Origin of the sequence: Nocardia brasiliensis IFM 10847 (assembly GCF_000710915.1) — a bacterium.
GTDB lineage: Bacteria > Actinomycetota > Actinomycetes > Mycobacteriales > Mycobacteriaceae > Nocardia > Nocardia brasiliensis_A.
The window spans coordinates 1-505 of record NZ_BAUA01000140.1; the positions used below are offsets into that span (position 1 = coordinate 1).

Annotated in this window: 1 protein-coding gene; it reads left to right on the forward strand. The window is 73.7% G+C overall.

Annotated features, from left to right (window positions below):
* On the forward strand, positions 1–505 hold a 505-nt coding region (locus NBRGI_RS27185; protein WP_029900050.1), incomplete at both ends, for an FAD-binding protein.

Consider the following 505-nt stretch of genomic DNA (forward strand, 5'->3'; position numbering starts at 1 on the left):
GCACGCGCCCGCCGTGCTGCTGGCTACCGGCGGGCTCGGGCAGCTGTACGCGTGCAGCACCAATCCCGCCGGGGCGACGGCCGACGGCGTGGCGCTGGCCTTGCGTGCGGGCGCGGTGGTGGCGGATCTCGAGTTCGTGCAGTTCCATCCGACCGTGCTGTACGCGCGCGGCGGGCTGGGGCGGCGACCGCTCATCAGCGAGGCCGTGCGCGGTGAGGGCGCGATTCTGGTGGATACCGAGGGCAATTCGGTCACCGCCGGAGTGCACCCGCGCGGTGACCTCGCACCGCGCGACGTGGTGTCGCGGGCCATCGCGGCCCGCATGCGCGAACTGGGCACCGAGCACGTCTATCTCGATGCCCGCGCCATCGACGGTTTCGCCCAGCGGTTCCCGACCATCACCGCCTCCTGCCTGGCCGCGGCCATCGACCCGCGCACCGGACTCATCCCGGTCGCTCCCGCCGCCCACTACCAGTGCGGCGGCGTGGTCACCGACACCCACCGG